The 18,957-nt window shown below is 29.3% G+C and carries 14 protein-coding genes; 12 read left to right on the top strand and 2 right to left on the bottom strand.

Annotated features, from left to right (window positions below; all coding sequences use genetic code 11):
- Positions 1–103 precede the first annotated feature (103 nt).
- From KPL54_RS05135 to rhaA, 7 genes are all read left to right on the top strand, one after another.
- Entirely contained in the window at positions 104–1,192 is a 1,089-nt protein-coding gene (locus KPL54_RS05135; RefSeq protein WP_216105458.1) for a BtrH N-terminal domain-containing protein, read from the top strand.
- 226 nt (positions 1,193–1,418) lie between these two features.
- Positions 1,419–3,170, top strand: a complete 1,752-nt coding sequence (locus tag KPL54_RS05130; RefSeq protein ID WP_216105456.1) for a methyl-accepting chemotaxis protein — start codon at positions 1,419–1,421, stop codon at positions 3,168–3,170.
- A gap of 315 nt (positions 3,171–3,485) precedes the next feature.
- A complete protein-coding gene (gene rhaM, locus KPL54_RS05125) occupies positions 3,486–3,800 on the top strand; it encodes an L-rhamnose mutarotase (protein ID WP_216105454.1) in 315 nt (104 codons plus the stop codon).
- A gap of 18 nt (positions 3,801–3,818) precedes the next feature.
- Positions 3,819–5,105 carry an MFS transporter gene (locus KPL54_RS05120; protein WP_216105444.1) on the top strand — a complete coding sequence of 429 codons (1,287 nt, stop codon included), beginning with the start codon at positions 3,819–3,821 and terminating at the stop codon, positions 5,103–5,105.
- 124 nt (positions 5,106–5,229) lie between these two features.
- Positions 5,230–6,228: an AraC family transcriptional regulator gene (locus KPL54_RS05115; protein ID WP_216105442.1), complete on the top strand. Its 999-nt coding sequence runs from the start codon at positions 5,230–5,232 to the stop codon at positions 6,226–6,228.
- Between the two features lie 145 nt (positions 6,229–6,373).
- Complete coding sequence (gene rhaB, locus KPL54_RS05110; protein ID WP_216105440.1) at positions 6,374–7,783, top strand: rhamnulokinase; 1,410 nt, start codon at positions 6,374–6,376, stop codon at positions 7,781–7,783.
- A 43-nt stretch (positions 7,784–7,826) separates the two neighbouring features.
- Positions 7,827–9,083 (top strand): L-rhamnose isomerase, encoded by a 1,257-nt coding sequence (gene rhaA, locus KPL54_RS05105; RefSeq protein ID WP_216105438.1) that lies wholly within the window; start codon positions 7,827–7,829, stop codon positions 9,081–9,083.
- A gap of 219 nt (positions 9,084–9,302) precedes the next feature.
- Here the strand turns inward: rhaA and KPL54_RS05100 are convergent, their stop codons facing one another.
- Positions 9,303–11,300, bottom strand: a complete 1,998-nt coding sequence (locus KPL54_RS05100; RefSeq protein ID WP_216105436.1) for an FAD-dependent oxidoreductase — start codon at positions 11,298–11,300, stop codon at positions 9,303–9,305.
- Positions 11,301–11,490: 190 nt separating this feature from the next.
- On the opposite strand from KPL54_RS05100, the gene KPL54_RS05095 reads away from it, so the two are divergent.
- Positions 11,491–12,105: a TetR/AcrR family transcriptional regulator gene (locus KPL54_RS05095; protein ID WP_216105434.1), complete on the top strand. Its 615-nt coding sequence runs from the start codon at positions 11,491–11,493 to the stop codon at positions 12,103–12,105.
- 104 nt (positions 12,106–12,209) lie between these two features.
- Here KPL54_RS05095 and KPL54_RS05090 read toward each other — a convergent pair whose 3' ends face one another.
- Complete coding sequence (locus KPL54_RS05090; protein WP_216105432.1) at positions 12,210–13,331, bottom strand: glycoside hydrolase family 88/105 protein; 1,122 nt, start codon at positions 13,329–13,331, stop codon at positions 12,210–12,212.
- A gap of 417 nt (positions 13,332–13,748) precedes the next feature.
- On the opposite strand from KPL54_RS05090, the gene KPL54_RS05085 reads away from it, so the two are divergent.
- The 4 genes from KPL54_RS05085 (at position 13,749) to KPL54_RS05070 (ending at position 18,879) form a co-directional block, all read left to right on the top strand.
- Positions 13,749–14,585, top strand: a complete 837-nt coding sequence (locus tag KPL54_RS05085; RefSeq protein WP_216105430.1) for a sugar phosphate isomerase/epimerase family protein — start codon at positions 13,749–13,751, stop codon at positions 14,583–14,585.
- A gap of 112 nt (positions 14,586–14,697) precedes the next feature.
- Positions 14,698–15,888, top strand: coding sequence for a pyridoxal phosphate-dependent aminotransferase (locus KPL54_RS05080; RefSeq protein WP_216105428.1), 1,191 nt, complete (start codon positions 14,698–14,700; stop codon positions 15,886–15,888).
- A gap of 321 nt (positions 15,889–16,209) precedes the next feature.
- Positions 16,210–17,028: a sporulation transcription factor Spo0A gene (gene spo0A / locus KPL54_RS05075; RefSeq protein WP_216105426.1), complete on the top strand. Its 819-nt coding sequence runs from the start codon at positions 16,210–16,212 to the stop codon at positions 17,026–17,028.
- Between the two features lie 546 nt (positions 17,029–17,574).
- Positions 17,575–18,879, top strand: coding sequence for a sensor histidine kinase (locus KPL54_RS05070; protein ID WP_216105424.1), 1,305 nt, complete (start codon positions 17,575–17,577; stop codon positions 18,877–18,879).
- Positions 18,880–18,957 lie beyond the last annotated feature (78 nt).

Below are 18,957 nucleotides of genomic sequence, written 5' to 3'. Positions count from 1 at the left end.
ACTGAGAAGCCATTTAATGATTTTATAATATAAGTTAAGGCTATTTCTTAAGAGAGGGATAGTCTTAACTTATATGATTTTATCTATAAAGGAGATGTAAACTATGATCGTTAATATTGTATCGATTATTGTAGTAGTAATAGCACTAATTATATATTTATTTTTCATAATTTTTAACTTTTATCAACAAAAATATTATTATCAGGCATATAGTCCAAAATCAATAAAAACAGGTGAAATACTAAAATATCCTGAAAAATATAATATAGATGGGTTTGTTAGCGTATCAAGTCAAAAACAATATCAAGAGGCTGCTGCACTTAAAATGATAAATGACAAAATTAATACAAATCAAAATATATCCATAAATAATATTAACTTTCTTATGGGTTATACATACGGAGCTAGTTTTAATAAGCTAAATAAAAACTTTGTACCATTTCTAGAGCCAATTTCATGTGTAAAAATTTCTGCACCATTTTTGGGATTGGATATGGATTATCGTACATCAAACAGTCCTAAAATATTTATAGATGCAGTAAAGTATTACATTTCAAAGGGATATCCTGTATTAGCACAAGTGGATATGGCTACTCTTTTGGGGAGAAGAGGTTTCTATTCAATAAGCGAACTTATAGTGGGTTATAATAAAAAGGGATTTTATTATTATGAAACGCTTGGAATTAATAACGAAAAGAAGAAGTACATTTCAAACAAACAATTCATTGCTGCCACTAATAAATTGAATACAAAATTTAAAAAACCATGGAAATATGGTTTTTGTATTTTTAAAGCTAGTGAAGAAAAGGAAGAGATTAAAAATGCAATTAAAAACAATGGAAAAAATCTTATTGGAGAAACAAGTGATAGGACTGCTTCAGGAGCACAAGCAATAGCAGCATTTGCAAAGCATATTAAAGAAACAAAAACGTTTGACAGTGGATGGGTAATTGAAGCTTTAGAATATTCAAGAAGAGATAACGCTGAATTCTTTGAAGAATTTTTTAAAGATAATTCTGATTTAAGCAAAGTAGCTAATTTGTTTAGAGTAGTAAGTAATAATTATAATAAAGCTTTAAAAATTATTAAAGTAACCATGACCGACGAAAACATAGAGAAAGTAAGCGATCTTTTATTTGAAAATTCACAAATAGAAGAACAAATCGGAAAAATATTAGAAAAGGCTTCTTAGGAGGTTAAATCTAATTAATAAATCAAAAATGGTGTACCCATAAAGTTATGGGTACACCATTTTTGATTTTATAAGGGTTTGTTTTTAAATTGTGATAACCATAGTTAAGAATATATCATAGTGAACGATATAATAAGAAGGCGGAAGTTATACAGTGTTCTATTAGAAAAGAATGTATTATAACAATAACAAATCTAAAAGATCAATAAATCAGGAGGTATTACATATGAAAAAAATGTTTAATAATTTAAAAATGTCAACTAAATTGCTATCACTAGTTATCTTTCTGGCTATATTTATAGGAAGCGTAGGTTTTTTAGGTCTATATAATATGAATAAAATTAATTCAAATGCAACATTATTACATGACTATAATTTAGTTAACATAGAACAAGTAAATACCTTAAGGCAAAATTATTCGGATATCAGAACAGCGTTAATTAAGATGGTTTATAAGGAAAGAAAAGATAAAGGTGAGGATGAAGAGATTGTTACAGAGATAGAGGGTTTAACTAAAAAAAATGAAAAGTTATTTGCAATAATAAAAAGTACTAATGAGAAGATGAGGGTAAACAAGAGTCAAGCAGATCAAGAAAAAGATAAAGTTCTGTTTGATAAAATTGAAAGCTCATCAAAGGGATATTTAGCTTCAGGGAAAAAGGCAGCCGATTTTGGAGTAGCAAAAAATTTCAAATCAGCTGCAGGTCAACTCTCAGAGGCATCAAAAGATAGAGCAGCTTTATTCGAGGGTATTGATGGGCTGAATGCTAGTAGTGTTAAAGAAGCCGATTTATTTTACTCAGATAACAATATAACATTCAATGGGTCTAAAATGATCATAATAACAATTACTGTATTGGGATTTGTTTGCTCAATTATATTAGGACTTTTTATAGCTTTAGCTATTTCAAGACAATTAAAAAAAGTTGTTAATTTTGCTGGAGATATGGGAAATGGAGATTTAACTAAGGACATAGATATTGATTCAAAAGATGAAATAGGGGATCTTGCTAGAGCGTTAAATAGAGCAAAAGACAATATGAAATTACTTATATCAGAAATAATTAATAGTTCTAGTGATATCAGTGCTGCTAGTGAAGAGTTGTCTGCAACATCTGAAGAGGTTTCTTCAAAAATGGATATTGTTAACGAATCTACTGATCATATAACCACTGGAATTCAAGATTTAAGTGCTACAACGCAGGAAGTTAGTGCATCAACAAAGGAAATTGAAAGTACAACAATGGCCTTAATTAATAAGGCTAATGAAAGTTCTAAATCTGCAGTAGAAATTAAGAAAAGAGCAGCTGAAATAAAAGTGAAAGCTACAAAAAATATAGAGCAAGGTAATGAAATATATGAGAAAAATCGTATGAATATACTAAAGGCAATAGATGATGGAAAAGTAGTTAAGGATATTACTGTTATGGCAGATTCAATTGGGGCTATAGCTGAACAAACAAATTTACTTGCATTAAATGCTGCTATTGAAGCTGCTAGAGCAGGTGAAATGGGTAAGGGATTTGCAGTAGTTGCAGATGAAGTAAGAAGTCTTGCTGAGCAATCATCTGTTGCAGTAGAAAATATTCAGAGCATGGTAAATAAGATTGAAGTTGCGTTCAATAATTTATCTATAAGTGGACAAGAGGTTTTAGAGTACCTTGAAACTGGTGTAAAACCAAGTTATCAATTACTTATGACTACTGGTGTTCAATACGATCAAGATGCAGATTTTATTAATAATATGGCAAGTGAAATAGCTAGTACATCAAAACAAATGAAAGAAGTTATAGATAAGGTAACTTATGCAATAGATAATTTATCAGCAACTACTGATAAATCAGCTGCTAGTACAGAAGATATATCTAATAGTATAAATGAGATAACAATGGCGATAGGTGAGGTAGCAAGTTCAGCTCAAAGTCAAGCTGAAACTTCTCAGAAACTAATAGATGTAACTAATAAGTTTAATGTTTAAATAAATATTATAGTAAGTATTAAAAATGAAGCCATATTGGCTTCATTTTTTTGAGTATATAAAAACTGATTTTGATAGTTAACAACACTTTTAAGGTTAATGAATGTTTTTGCTTAAAAAGTTATACTGTGATTAGTTACAAACGTATACAGTAACCGTATACAAAAGCTGTATATTTTAAGTTTGATTACAGTGGATTTTCAAACTGATTTGTTGTAAAGTAAAAGCAATTTTTTTATGTTATTTATGTAAACGTATAATAAAACGATGAGGTTAAGTTAGTAGAATTAAATTATACATAAGGAGGAATTTTAAATGGTTCGTAAATGTATTGTAATGAAAGTATTTAGTGGATTTCATGCTGAGTATAAAAGACGTCATGATGAAATTTGGCCTGAGATGGTTGAGATGTTACATGAGTATGGTGCAAAAAACTATTCTATTTTCTTGGATGCAGAAACAAATAGTCTAATTGCTTATTTAGAAATTGAAGATGAAGTTTTATGGAGTAAAAGTGATACAACCGAGATTTGTCAAAAATGGTGGGCTTATATGAAAGATGTTATGGAAACAAATGCGGATAATAGTCCAGTTTCAATGGAGTTAAAAGAATTATTCCATTTAAATTAAAAAAAGGAGGAATAACAAATGATTAGTAAAGAAGAAAATAAACTGGCTTGGAAAACCACTATTTCAGCATCAATGGCAAATTACATTGATGCAGGTTCTATAGTTGCTGGTGCTGCAGGTTTATCACTATGGACTTCATATCTTCATATGAGTGATGCTAAACTTGGATTATTAAGTGCTTTAAGTTCGAATGCTGTTTCAGCAGCTATTGGTGCATTAATTGGTGGTTATATCTGTGATAAATATGGTCGTAAATTGGTTTACAATTTCTCTATGATATTTTATATGTTTGGTATGTTATTTATCATTTTTTCACAGAATTTTGGAATGATGTTAACTGGATATATTATTGTAGGATTATCAGTTGGTGCTGACATTCCAGCTTCTTGGACCACTATTGCAGAAGGAGCACCTGCTAAAGAGAGGGCGAAGCATTGTGGTACAGCACAGCTTGCATGGGCAGCTGGCCCTGTAATTGTTATGATTCTATCAGTTTCACTAGGACATTTAGGACTACTTGGTAGCCGTATAGTTTTTGGTCATTTATTTGTAGTGGCACTTGTAACTTGGTTAATAAGGAGAACTTTGCCTGAGTCACAATCTTGGTTAGATCAAAAACAAAAGGAAAAACAACTTATAGCAAAAGGAAAGCTAAAAAAGGTAACTATTAAAGATTTATTAAGACCAGTAAATTTTAAGTCAATAATGTTTTTACTTGGTGTATATTTATTTTGGAATTTGGCGGCAGGTACAATGGGATTTTTCATGCCATTAATTTATCAAACAGTTGGTAAGGTTTCAGCAGAAACAGCTAACTTACTTCAAGCAGGTTTATTTGCATGTACAGCTATGGGTACTTACTTTGTATTTATGAGACTTGGAGATAAGGTAAGTCGTAGAGGTATTTATGCGGTATCATCCATAATGGCAATTGGTGCATGGTCAATATTCTTATTACCAGCGTCAAGTATGAAACCTAGTATGCTTTTAATATTTGTTGTTGGATATGGACTTTCATGTGGATTTGGCCAACAACCATTTTATCAATTATGGGCTAGTGAACTTTTCCCAACAAAATATAGAGCAACTGCTCAAGGTGTAATGTTCTTTGTTGTTCGTATAGCACTTGGTTTATGGAGTTTTGTCATCCCAACCATTATGAGCAAGTTTGGTTTCCAATTAGCAGCAGCATGTATGATAGGATTCCTTGTAATTAGTGCTTTAGTTGGTATTGCATTTGCTCCAAATACTTCAGGAAGAACACTTGATGATATAGAAAAGGAACGTTATGGAAGCATAAGTTAATATATTTTCATAGTAATATAATCACCATTAGGTTTAAATTGTAAGACTAAATTTATAAGGTTATAATAAATTCATAAGGCCATAATAAATAAAGAATTATAAAATAAAAAGTGATGGTGATAATATGAATATTAGAGAGCTTGATAAAAAATTAAAACAATTAAATGATATAGAAAAAAAAACATATGATTTATATAATACTAAAATTAATACAGATCTTGATATTAAACTTAAGGAACATTTTTCTAGTAAAGTTAAAAATGATTTGTGGATAATAAACAATGAAAAATTGATGAACGAGTCAGAAGTTATAGCAATCCATAAGCATGATAGGTTTATAAAATTTGACAAACATAAACATGATTATTTAGAAATGATGTTTGTATATTCAGGAAAAATAAATCAGGTGATTGAAGGTGAAAAATTAGTAATAGAAAGGGGAGAGATTTTATTATTAGACATGAATGTTGAACATAGTATTGAGGCTGCGGGTTTTGATGACATTGCTATTAATGTATTAATAAAAAAAGAATTTTTTGATTGGATTTTTATGAGTCAAATTGCTGATAATGATCTAATATCTAATTTTATTGTTGAAGCAATATATGGTAAAAATAAGTTCAAGCAATACATTCATTTTAAAACATCCGAAAACGATAAGGTTTGTAATTTTATGATTCAGATACTTATGGAATACTATGATAAAAAAAATGGAATGGAAACTGCTATCCGTGCTTATATGATGCTACTTTTTAATGAAATGTTAAGGGATTATAAAAAATATTTATCCAGTGAGATGGTTTCTAAAATTGATTCTACAATATCTACAGAAATTCTAAATTACATTAACAGAAACTATAAGGTTATAACCTTAAAAGGTATGGCAGATCATTTTAGCTATAATCCTGATTATATAGGTAAATTAGTTAAGAAAATTATAGGAAAAAATTTAACTGAACTTGTAAAAGAAAAGAAAATTAAAGAAGCAGAATATCTATTGCATAACACAAAGATGCCAGTAATTGAAGTAATTACTGAAGTTGGTTACTCAAACGTAAGTTACTTTTATAGGCAATTTAAAGATCAAGTAGGGGTTACACCTGATGAATACCGAAAAAAGTAGAAAATAATGTAATAGTTTGATTGCTTATTAGGACAGTAAGATTCTCTTTATAGGAGATAGGATTAATTACACTATTAAACTAAAATATTAGCTATAGACAAAGTTATATGATAAGTAGACGTTTTCAAAAGATTGGGGGGAACTTATGGAATATTATCTAGCCATTGATATTGGTGCTTCAAGTGGAAGACACATACTAGGCTCAGTCGAAAATGGAAAATTGAAATTAGAAGAGATTTACAGATTTGAAAATGGAATTAGTAAAGTTTCTAATGAATATTGTTGGGATATTGATAAATTATTTGAAAACATAAAAATAGGAATAAAAAAGTGTGTTGAACTTGGAAAAAAACCAAAGAGTGTAGGAATAGATACTTGGGCTGTAGATTTTGTGCTTCTAGATAAAGATGATGAAATTATAGGCGATGCAGTATCTTATAGAGACGATAGAACTGAAGGTATGATGGAAGAAGTGTTTAAGATTATCCCAAAAGATATGATGTATTTATACACAGGCATTCAGTTCCAAAGATTTAATACTATATATCAATTACTTTCAATTAAGAAAAATAAGCCTGAAATTTTAGAAAAAGCAAAAACATTCTTAATGATTCCAGATTATCTTAATTTTCTGCTTACAGGTAAAAAAGTTAATGAGTATACAAATGCAACAACAACTCAATTAGTAAATTCTTTTGATAGAACATGGGATCCAAAGATTTTAGATGATTTAGGTATTAAAAAAGACATATTCCAAGAGATAAAATTACCTAAAACTAAAATTGGTGGTTTACGTGGTGAGTTAATTGACGAGTTCGGATTTGATATGGAGGTTGTACTTCCTGCAACTCACGATACTGGTTCAGCATTTATATCATCAGTTTGTAATGATAGTGATAGTCTTTATTTAAGCTCGGGTACATGGTCATTAATTGGCCTTGAAAATAGATTTCCATTATGTGTACCACAAACTATGGAATATAATTTTACTAATGAAGGTGGTATAGATTACAGATTTAGATTTTTAAAAAATATTATGGGACTTTGGGTAATTCAAGAGGTTTCAAGAAATCTTGAAAATAAATATTCTTTTGCGAAGCTCGTAGATTTGGCAAGAGCAAAATCAGATTTTACATCAATAGTAGATGTTAATGATGATAGATTCTTAAAACCAGAAAATATGATAAAGGAAATAAAAGATTATTGTTTTGAGACGGATCAAAAGGTTCCTGGCGATGTTGGTGAAATAGCAATGTGTGTGTATAACAGCTTAGCTCATTGTTATAAGAAGGCTGTCCAAAATATTGAAGAAATATTTGAGAAAGAATTCAAAAGAATAAATATATTTGGTGGAGGATGCCAAAATAATTTCTTAAATGAGTTGGTTGCCAGGGTTACTGGAAAAGAAGTCTTAGCTGGACCAGTTGAAGCAACTGCAATAGGAAATATTGTAGCTCAACTCTTAAGTTATAATATTTTTAAAGACTTAGGAGAAGCAAGAGGAGCTATTAAAGAATCTTTTAATATTGTTACATTTAAACCTGATGAAGTTTAAGTAGTTACAATTATAGAATGAATTATAAGGGAGGCAAATATAAATGAACATTAAAGAAAAGTATGAGATGTCTAAAAAAGAATATGAAAAATGGGGACTTGATGTAGATAAGATCTTAGAAGAACTGAGCAAGGTGAAAATATCAATTCATTGTTGGCAAGGAGATGATGTAACTGGTTTTGAAAAAACTCAGAATGCATTATCTGGCGGTATAGCTGCAACTGGTAATTATCCAGGAAAAGCTAGAAATGGAGAAGAATTAAGAAAAGATTTAGATAAAGCTCTAAGCTTAATTCCGGGAAAACATAAGGTTAATCTTCATGCTATATATGCTGAGACTGATGGAGAGGTAGTTGAAAGAGACCAATTAAAGCCAGAACATTTTAAAAAATGGGTAGATTGGGCAAAGAAAAATGGATTAGGTCTTGATTTTAATCCAACAATATTCTCACATCCCAAAGCTGCAGATGGATTAACTTTATCTAGTCCTGATAAAGAAATAAGAGACTTCTGGATTAGACATTGCAAGGCATCTAGAAAAATAGGAGAATACTTTGGTCGCGAACTTGGACAAACTTGTTTAACAAATATTTGGATTCCAGATGGGTATAAGGATGTTCCAAGTGATAGAATGGGACCTAGAAAACGACTTAAAGAATCTTTAGATGAAATATTTACACAAAAAATAGATAAAAAGTATAATCTTGATTGCGTTGAATCAAAGGTATTTGGTCTTGGAGCAGAAGCTTATACTGTAGGCTCAAGTGAATTTTATATAAGTTATGCAGCAAGAAACAACATAATGTCATTAATGGATACAGGACATTATCATCCAACAGAGGTTGTTTCAGATAAATTATCCGCAATGCTGTTATTTAATGATAAAGTTGCACTTCATGTAAGTAGACCAGTAAGATGGGATTCAGATCACGTAATACTTTTTGATGATGAAATTAAAGAACTTTCTAAAGAAATTGTAAGAAATGATGCATTAGGTAGAGTTATTATTGGTCTTGATTTCTTTGATGCTAGTATTAATAGAATAGCAGCATGGACAATAGGATCAAGAAATATGATAAAATCATTACTAAGTGCAATGCTCACACCTAATGAGAAATTAAAAGAATTACAAGACACAGGAAACTTTACAGAAAGATTAGCTCTAATGGAAGAATTTAAAACTTATCCAATGGGCGATATCTGGAATTATTATTGCGAAAAGAACAATGTTCCAGTAGCGGAAAAATGGCTTGATGATGTAAAGGACTATGAAAGGACTGAATTGAGTAAAAGGAGTTAAATCATCTCCTGCGGAGCTGCAATATTAACAACTTTGGAAGCAAATGTAGACTGCCACCAAAGCAATTTTCTAGACTAGACAACTGCCACTTATAGAAGATGGCAGACTTGAAGCTTCCAAAATGTTGTTAATTGGATTAAGTATAGAATATAAATTATGAGTGAATTTAGAAAAGGGCCAGCAAATGCTGACCCTTTTCTAAATGTAATTTGTTATTAGTTAAATGTTTCTTGATACTTCATATGCATCCCAGATTGCGTACATAATATTCTGAACTTGTCTTGCATCTCCTAGCAGATGAACCTCTGGTACTTTAAACCTTAGTTCATCGTATAAACTTTTTTGTGAGTTATAGCCAATTGCAACAATTGCGCAATCTGCCTTTATAGCTTCCTCTTTTTCGCCTGATTTTAGTATGAAGCCTTCATTAGTAGCGCTTGCTACCATTGTATTAAATTTAAGATCTATTTTCTTGAAATTAACTAAATCGCGAAGCATATCCTCATTTGCATGGCACAAAGGGCCACCTACTTTTAAGATGTCACTTTGCATTTCAACAATAGTAACTTTTTTGCCTTGATCTGCTAACCACAAAGCGGCCTCGCAACCTACTAGCCCACCACCAATAATTACTACATTATTGCCAGCATCTTTTCTTCCGAGAAGAACATCCTCTGCGCTATAAACTTTACTAGAATTATCAATATTAAGAATTCTAGGAGTTGAACCAGTAGCAACAATTACAACATCAGATTTAAAATTAGTTATGATTTCCTTAGTAGCTTCTGTATTAAAATGTATATCTACTTCTAAATCTTTTAATTCATCTGTATACCATTTAGCAAGGGCTCTGTCGTCGTCCTTAAAATCTGGCACTCCTCCAGCTATAATATTTCCGCCTAGCCTATCACTTTTTTCAAGCAAAGTAACTTTATGACCCCTTAGAGTACAGACTCTAGCTGCTTCACAACCAGCTACCCCGCCACCAATGATGACCACTTTTTTGATTTTTCTAGCAGAAGATATGCCATATTCATTTTCTCTTCCACAAGCTGGGTTTACAGCGCAAGATACTGTGGCATAAGTAGCGAGCCTTCCCATGCAACCTTCTTGGCAGGATAAACAAGGTCTTACCTTATCAAATTTATCAGCCATTATCTTATTAGGTATCTCAGCATCTGCAAGGAGAGGTCTTCCAAGCGCAATCATATCTGTTTTTCCTTGTAGGATAGCTTCACTTGCAAGTTCAGGGTCTTCCATTCTACCAGCAGTAATTACTGGAACTTTAAGTACCTTTTTTAGTATTTCATTGTACTCTAAATACATCCCTTTTTTCTGATACATCGGTGGATGACTCCAATACCAAGAATCATAAGAACCTACATCTCCATTAAAAGCATCATAACCAGCTTCTTCAAGAATTTTAGCTGCCTCAATACCTTCTTCTATATCTCTACCTTTTTCCTCGAAATCTTCACCAGGAAGGCCACCTTGTCTCCAATCTTTAATAAAACTTTTAATGCTATAACGTAGTGAAACTGGATAATCTTGTCCACATGCTTCTTTTATTGCTTGTACAACTTCTATAGCAAATCTTAGTCTATTTCTTAAATTTCCACCATACTCATCTGTTCTATTATTAAAAAATGAAATTGCAAATTGATCAAGTAAATAACCTTCATGTACGGCATGAATTTCAATACCGTCAAAACCAGCTTTTTTAGCTATAACAGCTGACTGCGCAAATTTTGTAATATAAGTTTTTATTTCTTCTATAGTTAATGCTCTACAGGTAACTCCATCAAGCCATCTATGAGGAATTGGAGATGGTGCTACTGCGGTTTTGCCTACAATTGAAGGTATACTTACTCTTCCAAATCCAGCTGACAGCTGCAGAAACATTTTTGCCCCATAAGCATGTACTCTTTCAGTCATAATTTTTCCTGTTTTAACAAAGTTCAAAGGATTAAGTGTTGGACAAGGCATTGATGGTAAAGCACATTTTTCAATGTCATTTTCAACCATAGTTACTCCGGTAATAATTAATCCGGTACCGCCTTTAGCCCTCTCAACGTAATACTCTACTCCACGTTCATTATAAGTTCCATCGGCATCACATAACCCACCAGGACCCATTGGTGCCATAACAAATCTGTTTTTAATTTCTAATTTACCTATTTTCATTGGCTGAAAAAGAATTTCATACTTTTTTTTCAAAATAATACCCCCTATGAAATAAAGTCTAGTGAATTTATTCAACGAACAAACTCACTGAATAGATTCATTATATTGATATGTTATATTTCTGTCAATACAATTATAAAACTAAAGCCTTATAATTATATTGACAAACCATATTAATAAACTATACTTTACTTAGAAAAAGATTATAGTTAGGAGATTTATTATGGATGAACAAAAGTTAAACAATAGACAACTACAAGCACTTAACACTAAAAATAAAATATATAAAAGTGCAATTGACCTTATGGACAAGAAAGGTTATAAAAATATTAAAATACAAGATATATGTAAAAAAGCCGGAGTTTCTGTAGGTTCTTTTTATAATTGTTTTAAATCTAAAAATGAGATCCTTATAGAAATATATAAGCGAGCAGATGAATATTTTATTAAAGAAGTTGCCAATAATATATATTGCGATAATGCTATAAATGAAATTATTAAGTATTTTGATTATTATGCAAAGTATAATGTTCAAGTTGGAATTGACACAATGAAATTATTGTACAACTCAAATAATAAGTTATTTATAACTAAAGGTAGGGATATGCAAAATCTACTGAATATTATTATAGAAAGAGGGCAAGAAAAAAATGAGCTTAGTAAAGAGATGTCTAAAGAAAGTATTACTGAATATTTATTTATAGCTGCGAGAGGGGTTGTATATAATTGGTGTCTTTATGATGGGAAATTTGACCTTTTAGAAGCAATGAATGAATATATGAAGCGTTTTATAATTATATTTAAATATGAAAATAGTATCAAACAAAAGAATAGCTAATAGGTAATTATTTTAAACTACATATTAGCTACCAATAACATTCTATTTATAAACAAGATGACTTAGTTAATTATTTTGATGAATTATTGTCTATTAATTATGGTTTATAGATGGTTAAGTGCTTCCACAAGAGCCATTATAGTTAATGATTGTCCATAAGCCATTGGAGCTATAATTATATTCTTATAATGATCTACATTATATCCCATGCCAGTTCCGCCGGATACTTTTAATACAGTGCCATCTTTTTCTATGTTATTACATAATGCTTTTATTGTTTTCTCAGCATATGGTTTAAATGAGTCATCAAGTATTCCAAGTCTAATTCCAGTTAAAATACCAGTGACTATAGCTGCAGAGCCAGAAACTTCCTCATAACTAGTAACATCGTCTATAACTGTATGCCATAAACCGGACTCTGCTTGATATTTAACTAAGGTATTTACTTGAGATTTAAAAGTATCAAGTAAAAATTTCTTGATCCCTGGATTCATTGTGCCTTCAAATGCCTCGATATAGTCTAAGATTCCAAAAGTAAACCATGAATTACCTCTGCACCAAAAAACTTCACCGAAATTACTGTTTTCATTAAAACTCCAACCGTGATAGAAGAGACCAGATTTTTTATCATATAAATATTTTATATGAACTAGCATTTGATTAATTGATTCATCGACCCAATCCTTCCTATTATATTTTTGACCCATTTTATTTAAAAATAACACGGTCATAAATATGGTATCTATCCACATCTCACTTTCATTTAACCGTACTGCTTGCCTATCACCGTTTGCACTAGTTACATGTTGAAAAGCACCTTCTTTAGTTCTTGGAAGGCAATTTATGAGCCAGTCAGCCCATGTTAAGCAAAGGTTTTCATATTCGGGATTATTAATAACTTCACATAGGTTTACTAAGGTTAGTAAGGGGGCCGTAGTATTGATGTTTTTAGAAGGTAATCCTATTTCTATGTTAGTTTTATACCAATTAGTTAAAAAGTCTAAATACTTATCACTCTTGTCGTGTTTATCTAATTTTAATAAACCATATAGACCTACACCTTGCGGCCAATCCCATTCTTGAATACCAAAATCTCTAGGAAATAATCCTATGGCTTCGCCGCCTTCTTTAGGTAACTTTTCTTCAACGGTTGGACTATCTAGGTTAATTAGTTTATTAACAACTAGATTTAGTTTAATACGTATTTCTTTTTCTGTTAATTTCATAATACCACCTCACTATATTATAGTTTATAATTAATTTTACGCTGTATATAAATTATACATTACAAAAGACAATAAATATATACATAAACAAGACAAAACAAATAAATACAAAATAAAAACATATAAAACGTGTTGACTTTGAGTTCTATTTAAAGTAATCTATAAATGTAAAGGATTCAAGTAAACGATGTCAAATAATAAAATTAATATTAAATTGATTAACAATTACAATATTTTGTTATAAAAAGAGCTACCTTAAATTAGAGAAAATTTCTAAAAAGGTAGCTCTTTTTAATAATATTCATCAAAATTAAAGAAAAAATTTAAATGCTGAAAGAACAATTGATAATGTACCTTTTTATAAAAGGTCAAAGAGTAATATAGATAATAAAATTTATTTAGGGAGTGGATTAGATTATGAGAATTGGAATTCGCGGACATGATATAGGACAATACAAATTAGATGAACTTGCAGAAATATTGGAAAGTAAAAATCTTAAAAGTATTCAATTTGTACCTAAAAAAATAATAACTGAATTTAAAATTACGAGTGGTAGTATGACACCAGGAATGGCTGAACATATTAAGCAAATACTTACAAAACATAATTTGAATATAAGTATACTCGGATGTTATATAAATTTAGCAAATCCAGATGATAATGAACTTAATAAACTATTAGAGAATTTCAAAGAACATATACGTTTTGCAAAATATTTAGGATGTAATATAGTTGGGACAGAAACAGGAGCACTTAATAGAGAGTATGTTTATACAAAAGATAACAATACAGAAGAGGCATTTAAGAGGTCTCTAAGTTCAATAAAAATACTTGTAAAAGAAGCAGAAAAGTTTGGAGTTGTAGTTGGAGTGGAGGGAGTCACAAAACATGTGATGAATACACCAGAAAGGTTAAAGAGAGCAATAGATTGTGTTAATTCAAATAACCTACAAGTTATATTTGATCCTATTAATTTTATAGATGAGACAAATTTCGATAAACAAGATGAGATAATAAAAAAATCATTCGAATTATTCGGTGATAAAATAGCAATTATCCATGCTAAAGATTTTGTGTTTGCTTCTGGAAAAGTTCAACAGGTATCAATTGGTAGTGGACAATTTAACTATCCATTATTATTATCTTTAATAAAAGAAAGAAAGCCATACATTGATATAATACTTGAGGACACAGTTCCAACAGATTTAGATTCGAGTATTAAATATATAGAGGAATTATATAAAAAAATATGAGTGTAATTAACATTTATGTTATAATATAAACTAATAATTCAAACTATTTAAGTTAGACATGAATTAGTGGGGTTATTAATATATTTTATTCTATAATAAAAGGAGACCTAAAATGATATCGAGTAAGATGAAAGATTTAGTTGCTAACAGTTCTATAATAAGAGCTATGTTTGAGGAAGGTAAAAGATTATCTGATATTTATGGTGAAGAAAATGTTTTTGACTATAGCTTAGGTAATCCAAATGTTGCCCCACCTGAAAATATTAAAATTGAAATTAACAAAATATTAAATGAAATAGCGCCTAAACTTGTCCATGGGTATATGAATAATTCTGGATATGAAGATGTTAGAAGAAAAATTGCTGAATTTTTAAATAAAAAGCACAATATAGATATTTCATACAATAACATTGTTATGACTTGTGGCGCAGCCGGAGGATTAAATATTTTACTGAAAACATTACTTAATCCAGAAGATGAAGTTATTGTTTTTGCACCATTTTTTGGTGAATACAGAAACTATGTGAATAATTTTGATGGTAAACTTGTTGTCGTTTCTACAGATATTGATACTTTTGAACCTAATATGGAGAGTTTAAAAGATAAAATAAATAGTAAAACAAAAGCAATTATTATCAACTCACCCAATAATCCAACGGGTGTCATATACTGCGAAAAGGTTATACAAGACTTATCAAATTTGATGAATCAAAAACAGGATGAGTTAGGTACAAGCATATATCTTATATCTGATGAGCCTTATAGAGAAATAGTTTATGATAATGTTGTTGTTCCATATATTTTAAAATATTATACAAATTCATTTATTGGATATTCCTACAGTAAATCATTATCACTGCCTGGGGAAAGAATAGGGTACGTAGTTGCAAATACAAAGATGGATTGTTTTGATGATATAATGATATCTCTTAATGTTGCAAACCGAATCCTAGGATTTGTAAATGCGCCATCACTTTTCCAGAGAGTTATTGCAAATTGCCTTGATGCCGAAGTTGATGTTAGTATATATCAAAAAAATAGAGACTTATTATATAACTATCTTACAAAAATAGGATTTATTTGCGTAAAACCACAAGGAGCATTTTATTTATTTATTAGAACACCAATAAAGGATGATAAAAAATTCTGCGAGGATGCAAAAGAATTTAAGCTATTATTAGTAGCGGGATCTGCTTTTGAATGCCCAGGGCATGCAAGGTTATCATACTGTGTTGATTACGAGAAAATAGAAAATTCATTACCAGCTTTTGAAAAACTAGCAAAATCATACAATCTTAAATAGTATAATTTTAAAATTATTATTTTTATTTTTAAATTATATATAGTAAAGAAATAGAAATCTCAGTTTGCATACATAATGTATCAAATTGAGATTTTATTATGAATTTATAAAATGCAATGTGCTGTGTGGCAATATAATTAGTTATATGTTAATATATAACTAATTATATTATAAATGTAGAAATAATATAAGAAATAGAAAGAGTCACTATCTATATTACTTAATTCGGTAATATTTTTTTAAAATAAAAGGATTTGTCAATTAATTGTAGAATTTATAATTATTAGGATATATAATTGATATGTAAAGGAGATTACAAACATGGAAGAGAAAAAAATAAATATAATTATTGTTGATGATAACAAGGAATTCTGTAATATTCTTAATGATTACTTACTAACACAAAAGGATATAGTTGTTACCGGCATTGCACAAAATGGAATAGAAGCAATAAAATTAATTGAGGAAAAAAAACCTGATCTAGTAGTACTCGATATAATTATGCCGATTCTTGATGGACTAGGAGTTTTAGAGAGGTTAAATACAATGGAGATCCAGCCAAGGCCACGTATAATAATGTTATCAGCAGTTGGTCATGAAAAAATTACCCAGAGAGCTATATCACTTGGAGCAGATTATTATGTTATAAAACCTTTTGATATGGAAGTGTTTGCTAATAGAATAAGACAAACGCTAAATGAAAATATATGTAATGATGAAACACCGAAAACGCTTTCGTATGCTGGCAATGATGAAATTAAAACCAATAGAAGTAAGCCAGTTGATGTAGATATGATTGGTCAAATAACAAGCATTATTCATGAGATTGGAATACCGGCTAATTTAAAAGGTTATATGTTTGTACGCGAAGCAATAAACATGGTAGTGAATGATATTGATCTTTTATCATCGGTTACAAAAGAATTATATCCATTAGTAGGCGAAAAATTTAATACTACTGCGAGTAGAGTAGAAAGAGCGATAAGACATGCAATAGAAGTAGCATGGAATAGAGAACAAGTAGAAACCATAACCAATCTTTTTGGTTATACAATTAATAATGAAAAAGGCAAACCAACTAATTCAGAATTCATAGCAATGGTTGCTGATAAGTTAAGATTACAAAATAGGGTTAGCTAAAACGGCTTATATTAACGGGTAATGGGATTTGAAAAGCAATAAACCTTTTCTATTTATAGATGAAATAGAGGGGGTTTATTTTAATGCAAAAAAATGAGTATATCATTTATGAATTTATGAATTATTGTCAATCTAAAAACTTAAACACTTAGGTTATTTTTTAAATATTTGCAAGAAGAAAAAAATATAGAAGACATTAATAAAATTACGAAAAAGGATATTAGGGAGTATGTTGTATATATAAAAAACAGAGGTAAATATACGGTAGTGATAGATAAAAAAACTCTAAAAGGTAATATTCCTGAATGGTTCTTATTTAAATATAGTATAATTTAGAAATATATGTTGTAAATAGTCTTAAAATGTAATAATATTATTATATAGCAAATTTTATGGAATGAGTGAATAATATGAATGAAAAGATTAATTCACATCAGCCTAATTGTCCAGATGAAATTTTGCTATAAAAATATTGCCTCTTTTAGGGAAATACTATAATCACAATACTTCAAAAGAATCAATACTTTATTGAGGAGAAGATATGACATGACTAGAGAAATAATACTTGATATCTTAGAAGCTTTATTATTATTAGGAGTTTTTAGCGCTTTAACTAATCAGAAAAAATATATATTAACAAATAAATTAAAATCAGGACTGTTTTGTATATTATACGTTTGTGCTACTTCTTTAAGTACATTTTATGTGAATAATTTGTATCATACACTGACTAATATAGTAGTTTCTATTCTACTATTAAAATTGATTACAAAAATAAGTCTTTATTTATCTACTATCATATTTTCTCTGTTTTTTACAATAATCTTTACTACAGAAACTTTTGTTCAGTTCATTCAAATATTTTTACTTAAAGTGAATTTAAATCAAATTTTAACAGTTAATAAATACTTATTTATCTTCCTTATTTTGTGCAAATTCCTACAAATAGTGATTGTTATATTACTTTTAAAATTCGATGTATATTTTAAAGATATATTGCTTAATGAGGAAAAATCTCTTTTCTCTGAATTTCTAATACAAATTGGTATCTTCAATCTATTTATATACATTTTAATTTTTAGTGTGTTGGACATTAAGAGTAATAAAATATATAATATATTAATTTACAGCATATTTTTTGTATTTTCAATAATTGCAGTTCTATATTTAAAAGAAAGAGAGAAAATGATTAATATAAATAACAAATATAAAATTCAAAATCACCAAATTTCTAATATGGAAGAAATAATGAGCATCATCAGACAAGAAAAACATGATTATGCTAACCATATCAATGTTATACAAGCATTATGTTGTTTAAACAAACCGAATGCTGTTGAGAAAATAAAAGAATATGTATCAAAAATTTCGGATACAATTCATACATCATTTACATATCTAAATACAGGAAATGATTATATCGATGGATTATTATCAATAAAAAATAATTATGCAATGAAAAATAAAATAGATTTTAATGTGATAATTGATGAATCTTTTAATTTTTTAAAAATTAGGGAAGACGAATTAATCAGTATTATTAGTAATATTATAGATAATGCATTTGAAGCATTCAAATTAAAATCATATACTGAAAATAAGGAAATATCGATTACTACTTATTTAGAGAATACAACATTTTGTATCGAAATAGCAAATAATGCAGAGAGAATTCCGGAAGAAATAAAAAATAAAATTTTTGAAAAAGGGTTTTCTACAAAAACGAAGCAAGAAGGTGACCATGGGTTTGGGCTATATATTACTAAACAATTAGTAGAGCATAATAATGGGAACATATCTGTAGAACGTGTTTCGGGAAAAACCAAATTTCTAGTTGAATTTAAGATGTAAGAGTATATAGACCAATGAATAAATTAATCTGTTGTATAGTAAAAGAAATCGGGTTATATAAATAATGGATTAACTAAA

Source organism: Clostridium estertheticum (assembly GCF_018861295.1).
Taxonomy (GTDB): Bacteria; Bacillota; Clostridia; order Clostridiales; family Clostridiaceae; genus Clostridium_AD; species Clostridium_AD estertheticum_D.
The sequence above is the reverse complement of the archived record's forward strand: the minus strand, read 5'-3'. Positions and strand labels throughout refer to the sequence as shown.

Excerpts from the sequence above, each read along its gene's own strand:
- KPL54_RS05135 (WP_216105458.1), top strand. The coding sequence starts at position 104 with ATGATCGTTAATATTGTATCGATTATTGTAGTAGTAATAGCACTAATT.
- KPL54_RS05130 (WP_216105456.1), top strand. The coding sequence starts at position 1,419 with ATGAAAAAAATGTTTAATAATTTAAAAATGTCAACTAAATTGCTATCA.
- rhaM (WP_216105454.1), top strand. The coding sequence starts at position 3,486 with ATGGTTCGTAAATGTATTGTAATGAAAGTATTTAGTGGATTTCATGCT.
- KPL54_RS05120 (WP_216105444.1), top strand. The coding sequence starts at position 3,819 with ATGATTAGTAAAGAAGAAAATAAACTGGCTTGGAAAACCACTATTTCA.
- KPL54_RS05115 (WP_216105442.1), top strand. The coding sequence starts at position 5,230 with ATGAATATTAGAGAGCTTGATAAAAAATTAAAACAATTAAATGATATA.
- rhaB (WP_216105440.1), top strand. The coding sequence starts at position 6,374 with ATGGAATATTATCTAGCCATTGATATTGGTGCTTCAAGTGGAAGACAC.
- rhaA (WP_216105438.1), top strand. The coding sequence starts at position 7,827 with ATGAACATTAAAGAAAAGTATGAGATGTCTAAAAAAGAATATGAAAAA.
- KPL54_RS05095 (WP_216105434.1), top strand. The coding sequence starts at position 11,491 with ATGGATGAACAAAAGTTAAACAATAGACAACTACAAGCACTTAACACT.
- KPL54_RS05090 (WP_216105432.1), bottom strand. The coding sequence starts at position 13,331 with ATGAAATTAACAGAAAAAGAAATACGTATTAAACTAAATCTAGTTGTT.
- KPL54_RS05085 (WP_216105430.1), top strand. The coding sequence starts at position 13,749 with ATGAGAATTGGAATTCGCGGACATGATATAGGACAATACAAATTAGAT.
- KPL54_RS05080 (WP_216105428.1), top strand. The coding sequence starts at position 14,698 with ATGATATCGAGTAAGATGAAAGATTTAGTTGCTAACAGTTCTATAATA.
- spo0A (WP_216105426.1), top strand. The coding sequence starts at position 16,210 with ATGGAAGAGAAAAAAATAAATATAATTATTGTTGATGATAACAAGGAA.
- KPL54_RS05070 (WP_216105424.1), top strand. The coding sequence starts at position 17,575 with ATGACTAGAGAAATAATACTTGATATCTTAGAAGCTTTATTATTATTA.